We start from the raw sequence: 4,794 nt of genomic DNA on the forward strand, positions 1-4,794 counted from the left end.
GCGACTACAAGAGCATGACTTATGAAGGATACGGCCCTCACGGTATTGCTGTGTTTGTAGACACATTGACAGACAACACAACTCGTACGGTGGCTGACGTTCGTTCGTTATTCAATAAGTTCGGTGGCAATCTAGGTACAATGGGTTCTCTTGCGTTCCTTTTCGACCACAAATGTGTGTTCACTTTCAAGAAGAAAGACGGATTGGATATGGAAGAACTGATTCTCGATCTGATCGACTATGACGTGGAAGATGAATATGAAGAAGATGATGAAGAGGGAACAATTACTATCTATGGTAATCCTAAGAGCTACGCCGCTATTCAGAAGCATTTGGAAGAATGTGGCTTTGAAGATGTCGGTGGAGACTTCACTTATATCCCGAACGACTTGAAAGAGGTTACTCCGGAACAACGCGAAACATTGGATAAGATGATCGAACGTCTGGAAGAATTTGATGACGTGCAGACTGTCTATACCAACATGCAACCGGAAGAAGGGGAAGAGGAGTAAGACAGGTTATGGAATATGTTTATAAGACCCAGGGGACTTGCAGCACGAATATCGAACTGAATGTGGAAGATGGAGTGGTGAAGGAAGTTGCTTTCTGGGGAGGATGTAATGGTAACCTTCAAGGTCTTTCCCGCCTTGTGAGAGGGATGAAGGTAGCGGATGTGATTACAAAACTCGAAGGAGTGCGTTGCAGTGGCAGACCGACCTCATGTCCCGATCAATTATGTCGTGCATTGCATGAGATGGGATATTGATTGATTTTTCATTTATGTAAATTATATATTGATTTGTGACCTCTGGCAATTGGTTTGTCGGAGGTCATTTTTTTAGCAGAAAGTCCTTATTTCCTTTTCTCGAGTAGTCCTTACTCAACCCTTTTATAATAATGTTCTCATAATTAGTGTATCATCTGTGTCCATAGGTCATCTACTTATTGGTCGGTATTTTGAACTAAAATTGATTCTCACTCGTTATTTATAAGTATATTTGTACTGGATAAACTATTATGCAAAAATGAAGAATATTTTTCAAGACTTAAGACGGAAAGATCATAAACGCTATCTGGGTGGACTGGATGTTTTTAAATATATTGGTCCGGGGCTTCTGGTTACGGTAGGATTTATTGATCCGGGAAACTGGGCTTCTAACTTCGCCGCCGGTTCCGAATTTGGTTATTCCTTACTTTGGGTGGTTACATTGTCCACTATTATGCTGATTGTGCTTCAGCACAATGTTGCCCATCTGGGGATCGTTACTGGGCTTTGCCTTTCGGAGGCGGCCACTAAATACACTCCCAAATGGGTGTCGCGACCTATTCTTGGTACGGCGGTATTGGCGTCGATTTCTACTTCTTTAGCGGAAATTCTGGGAGGTGCCATTGCGTTGGAAATGCTCTTTGATATTCCTATTATATGGGGAGCTGTGTTGACTACGCTTTTTGTCTCTATCATGCTTTTCACTAATTCGTATAAAAAGATAGAGCGTTCCATCATTGCATTTGTCTCCGTTATCGGGCTTTCGTTTATCTACGAACTGTTTCTGGTGGAAATAGACTGGCCGGCTGCGACAGCAGGGTGGGTGACTCCTTCTTTTCCGAAAGGAAGTATGCTGATTATAATGAGTGTGTTGGGAGCGGTAGTGATGCCTCATAATCTGTTTCTTCATTCGGAGGTGATTCAGAGTCACGAATATAATAAGAAAGATGATGCTTCTATTAAGAAGGTCTTGAAATATGAGTTGTTTGATACTCTTTTCTCAATGATTGTCGGCTGGGCGATTAACAGTGCCATGATTCTTCTGGCTGCCGCTACTTTCTTTAAAAGCGGTATTCAGGTAGAGGAACTGCAACAGGCTAAGTCATTGCTCGAACCTTTGTTGGGAAGTAATGCTGCCATCGTATTTGCACTGGCATTGCTGATGGCGGGTATTTCATCCACCATTACGAGCGGAATGGCGGCAGGTTCCATCTTTGCGGGTATTTTCGGTGAATCGTATCATATCAAAGACAGCCACTCGCAGGTAGGAGTCCTTTTATCTCTGGGAATTGCCTTATTGCTGATTTTCTTTATTGGAGATCCTTTCAAAGGATTGATTATTTCGCAGATGATACTTAGTATTCAATTACCTTTCACGGTATTTTTGCAGGTGGGACTGACGTCTTCCCGAAAGGTGATGGGAGATTATGTCAATAGTCGTTGGAGCACGTTTGTGTTGTATTCGATTGCCATTATTGTTTCGGTACTGAATATCATGCTTTTGTTTTCATAAAATGAATATAAATCAATACATATAGATCGATGAAGATTATTACTTATAATGTGAACGGACTACGTGCCGCCGTATCTAAAGGTTTGCCGGAATGGCTGGCGCAGGAGAATCCTGATATTCTTTGTCTGCAAGAGACGAAACTGCAACCGGACCAGTATCCGGGAGAGGTGTTTGAAGCGTTGGGTTACAAGTCTTATTTGTATTCGGCGCAGAAGAAAGGATACAGTGGAGTGGCCATACTTACCAAGCAGGAACCGGACCATGTGGAATATGGGATGGGAATGGAGGCTTATGATAATGAAGGACGTTTTATCCGGGCGGATTTCGGAGACTTATCGGTAGTCAGTGTTTATCACCCTTCGGGAACGAGCGGGGACGAACGCCAGGCTTTTAAAATGGTGTGGCTGGAAGATTTTCAAAAGTATGTGATGGAGTTGCAGAAGTCCCGTCCCAATTTGATTCTTTGTGGTGATTATAATATCTGCCATGAGCCGATCGACATTCATGATCCTGTCCGGAATGCAACAAACAGTGGTTTCCTTCCTGAAGAACGGGAGTGGATGACACGTTTCCTGTCTGCGGGGTATGTGGATTCTTTCCGTACGCTTTGTCCCGAAAAACAGGAATATACCTGGTGGAGCTATCGTTTTAATTCGCGTGCCAAAAATAAGGGTTGGAGAATTGACTATTGCATGGTTAGTGAGCCGGTACGCCCGCTGTTGAAACGTGCGTATATCCTGAATGAGGCCGTACATTCCGATCATTGTCCGATGGCGTTGGAAATATTATAGGATAGTAATACTCAATTTACGGGTGTCTCCTCCGTCGCGAAATTCGCAGAGGTAGACACCTTGCCATGTTCCCAGGTTCAGGCGGTGATTCTTGATGGGGATAGTGACCGAGCTTCCTATCAGGGAGGCTTTTATATGGGCGCTCATATCGTCGGGGCCTTCGAGGGTATGGATGAAATAGGGGGCACCGTCGGGAACCAGTTTATTAAAGAATGTCTGGAAGTCATGTCGTACGTCCGGGTCTGCATTTTCGTTGATAGTTAGTCCGGCAGAGGTGTGTTTGATAAAGATTACCAGTAGGCCACTTTCGGGAAGTGCTGGTAGTTGTGAAATGATATCACGCGTGATTAAATGAAATCCACGCGGGTAATGAGGGAGTTGAATATCGAATGTTGTAGCCATTGTTTTATCTCTTAGAATTTGGAGGGTGGATTCAGGTCCACATAGGGGTCGTTGATAGCTGACGCCATCATTGCATTGACGGCAATTCCTGCATCCTCTTTATAATTTCTTCTCTTGTTCCATTCACGTACATCTTTGAGAGTGACATCACGTTTCTTTCTGTTTTGGGGAAAACCACTTTTTCTTTTCCTGTCAGCATATTCATCCTTTCTGGCTGCGCTTATCATAGCTTGGATGGCAATGGCTGTCGATTCTTTATATGAAATAGTTTTGTTCATATTTTCTTTTTTTTGATTTTAATCTTTACGCCCTATCTGATGCAAAGATACTTTTTTATATTTTTGTGCGAAATAAAAATGCAAAATAGTTTATGGAAGATAGAATACAGAAAGCAGTGGAGCTTTTTAAGAGCGGATATAACTGTTCACAGTCGGTAGTAGCGGCCTTTGCGGATATGTATGGATTTACACAGGAACAGGCGTTGCGTATGGGTGCTTCCTTTGGTGGGGGGATAGGACGAATGCGTGAAACGTGTGGAGCTGCCTGCGGCATGTTTTTGGTGGCGGGCCTGGAAACCGGCGCTACGGAAGCGACAGACCGGGAAGGAAAAGCTGCCAATTATGCGGTGGTGCAAGAACTGGCGGCTGAATTTAAGAAGTGTAACGGCTCGCTGATTTGTGGCGAATTGTTGGGATTAAAGAAAAAAGATCCCGTTTCAACGATTCCGGAAGAGCGTACTGCTCAATATTATAGCAAGCGTCCTTGCGCTAAAATGGTGGAAGAAGCGGCAAGAATTTGGTCTGAATATCTCGAAAAGCATCCTAAATGAAAGAAAAAATGCTTTTTTATTACAAAAACGATAAAAAAGTGCTCAATAAAGTGTTATATAACATAAAAATAACTATCTTTGTCCCCGAAATAAAATCTGAAAGTCTTTTTGACCGGATGATTTTAAGCATGTCTAACTAAAATTGCAAAGCAAATGTTGAAAGAAAAAGCTGGTGTAATTGCAGGTACTATCTGGAATGCACTGAACGAAACAGAAGGAATGACTGCCAAGCAGCTTAAAAAAGCAACTAAATTGGTTGACAAGGATCTGTTTCTCGGCCTTGGCTGGTTATTGAGAGAAGACAAAGTCTCTGTGGAAGAAGTTGAAGGTGAACTCTTCATCAAATTGATCTAAGCGAGTAACTCACTTAAGCAATAAAAAAATGCGTTGGTACATGATCATAATGTTATCAACGCATTTTTTTTTATTCCGCCATTTACGTATCTTTGCACACCAAAAAGATAAAATAATAAGAATTCAGAATGAAGAATAT

At 42.4% G+C, this 4,794-nt stretch carries 8 protein-coding genes and 1 pseudogene; 6 read left to right on the forward strand and 3 right to left on the reverse strand.

What is annotated here, in order from left to right:
• Both ACT8YW_RS21800 and ACT8YW_RS21805 read left to right on the forward strand, forming a co-directional pair.
• On the forward strand, positions 1 to 512 hold a 512-nt coding region (locus tag ACT8YW_RS21800; RefSeq protein ID WP_444107125.1), incomplete at its 5' end, for a YebC/PmpR family DNA-binding transcriptional regulator.
• A gap of 8 nt (positions 513 to 520) precedes the next feature.
• On the forward strand, positions 521 to 766 hold the full coding sequence (locus ACT8YW_RS21805; protein WP_121960277.1) for a TIGR03905 family TSCPD domain-containing protein: 246 nt from the start codon (positions 521 to 523) through the stop codon (positions 764 to 766).
• A 209-nt stretch (positions 767 to 975) separates the two neighbouring features.
• On the opposite strand, the pseudogene ACT8YW_RS21810 reads toward ACT8YW_RS21805, so the two are convergent.
• Positions 976 to 1,047: pseudogene (locus ACT8YW_RS21810) on the reverse strand (hypothetical protein); the annotation flags it as partial.
• Here ACT8YW_RS21810 and ACT8YW_RS21815 point away from each other — a divergent pair.
• Positions 1,026 to 2,279 (forward strand): Nramp family divalent metal transporter, encoded by a 1,254-nt coding sequence (locus ACT8YW_RS21815; RefSeq protein ID WP_444107126.1) that lies wholly within the window; start codon positions 1,026 to 1,028, stop codon positions 2,277 to 2,279. The pseudogene ACT8YW_RS21810 and the gene ACT8YW_RS21815 sit on opposite strands and share 22 nt — an antisense overlap.
• 29 nt (positions 2,280 to 2,308) lie before the next feature.
• Positions 2,309 to 3,070, forward strand: a complete 762-nt coding sequence (locus ACT8YW_RS21820) for an exodeoxyribonuclease III (protein ID WP_004303567.1) — start codon at positions 2,309 to 2,311, stop codon at positions 3,068 to 3,070.
• Here ACT8YW_RS21820 and ACT8YW_RS21825 read toward each other — a convergent pair.
• Positions 3,065 to 3,472 (reverse strand): secondary thiamine-phosphate synthase enzyme YjbQ, encoded by a 408-nt coding sequence (locus ACT8YW_RS21825; protein WP_004303566.1) that lies wholly within the window; start codon positions 3,470 to 3,472, stop codon positions 3,065 to 3,067. The genes ACT8YW_RS21820 and ACT8YW_RS21825 overlap by 6 nt on opposite strands.
• Positions 3,473 to 3,483: 11 nt before the next feature.
• On the reverse strand, positions 3,484 to 3,750 hold the full coding sequence (locus ACT8YW_RS21830; RefSeq protein ID WP_004295600.1) for a hypothetical protein: 267 nt from the start codon (positions 3,748 to 3,750) through the stop codon (positions 3,484 to 3,486).
• A 92-nt stretch (positions 3,751 to 3,842) separates the two neighbouring features.
• Here ACT8YW_RS21830 and ACT8YW_RS21835 point away from each other — a divergent pair, with 92 nt between their 5' ends.
• Both ACT8YW_RS21835 and ACT8YW_RS21840 read left to right on the forward strand, forming a co-directional pair.
• On the forward strand, positions 3,843 to 4,301 hold the full coding sequence (locus ACT8YW_RS21835; RefSeq protein WP_444107127.1) for a C-GCAxxG-C-C family protein: 459 nt from the start codon (positions 3,843 to 3,845) through the stop codon (positions 4,299 to 4,301).
• Positions 4,302 to 4,454: 153 nt separating this feature from the next.
• The gene (locus tag ACT8YW_RS21840) at positions 4,455 to 4,655 is read left to right on the forward strand and encodes a winged helix-turn-helix domain-containing protein (RefSeq protein WP_004295603.1); all 201 of its coding nucleotides are present in this window, start codon (positions 4,455 to 4,457) and stop codon (positions 4,653 to 4,655) included.
• Positions 4,656 to 4,794: the final 139 nt, after the last annotated feature.

This window comes from Bacteroides sp. (assembly GCF_052357945.1).
Classification (GTDB): domain Bacteria; phylum Bacteroidota; class Bacteroidia; order Bacteroidales; family Bacteroidaceae; genus Bacteroides.

Excerpts from the sequence above, each read along its gene's own strand:
- ACT8YW_RS21815 (WP_444107126.1), top strand. The coding sequence starts at position 1,026 with ATGAAGAATATTTTTCAAGACTTAAGACGGAAAGATCATAAACGCTAT.
- ACT8YW_RS21820 (WP_004303567.1), top strand. The coding sequence starts at position 2,309 with ATGAAGATTATTACTTATAATGTGAACGGACTACGTGCCGCCGTATCT.
- ACT8YW_RS21840 (WP_004295603.1), top strand. The coding sequence starts at position 4,455 with ATGTTGAAAGAAAAAGCTGGTGTAATTGCAGGTACTATCTGGAATGCA.
- ACT8YW_RS21805 (WP_121960277.1), top strand. The coding sequence starts at position 521 with ATGGAATATGTTTATAAGACCCAGGGGACTTGCAGCACGAATATCGAA.
- ACT8YW_RS21830 (WP_004295600.1), bottom strand. The coding sequence starts at position 3,750 with ATGAACAAAACTATTTCATATAAAGAATCGACAGCCATTGCCATCCAA.
- ACT8YW_RS21825 (WP_004303566.1), bottom strand. The coding sequence starts at position 3,472 with ATGGCTACAACATTCGATATTCAACTCCCTCATTACCCGCGTGGATTT.
- ACT8YW_RS21835 (WP_444107127.1), top strand. The coding sequence starts at position 3,843 with ATGGAAGATAGAATACAGAAAGCAGTGGAGCTTTTTAAGAGCGGATAT.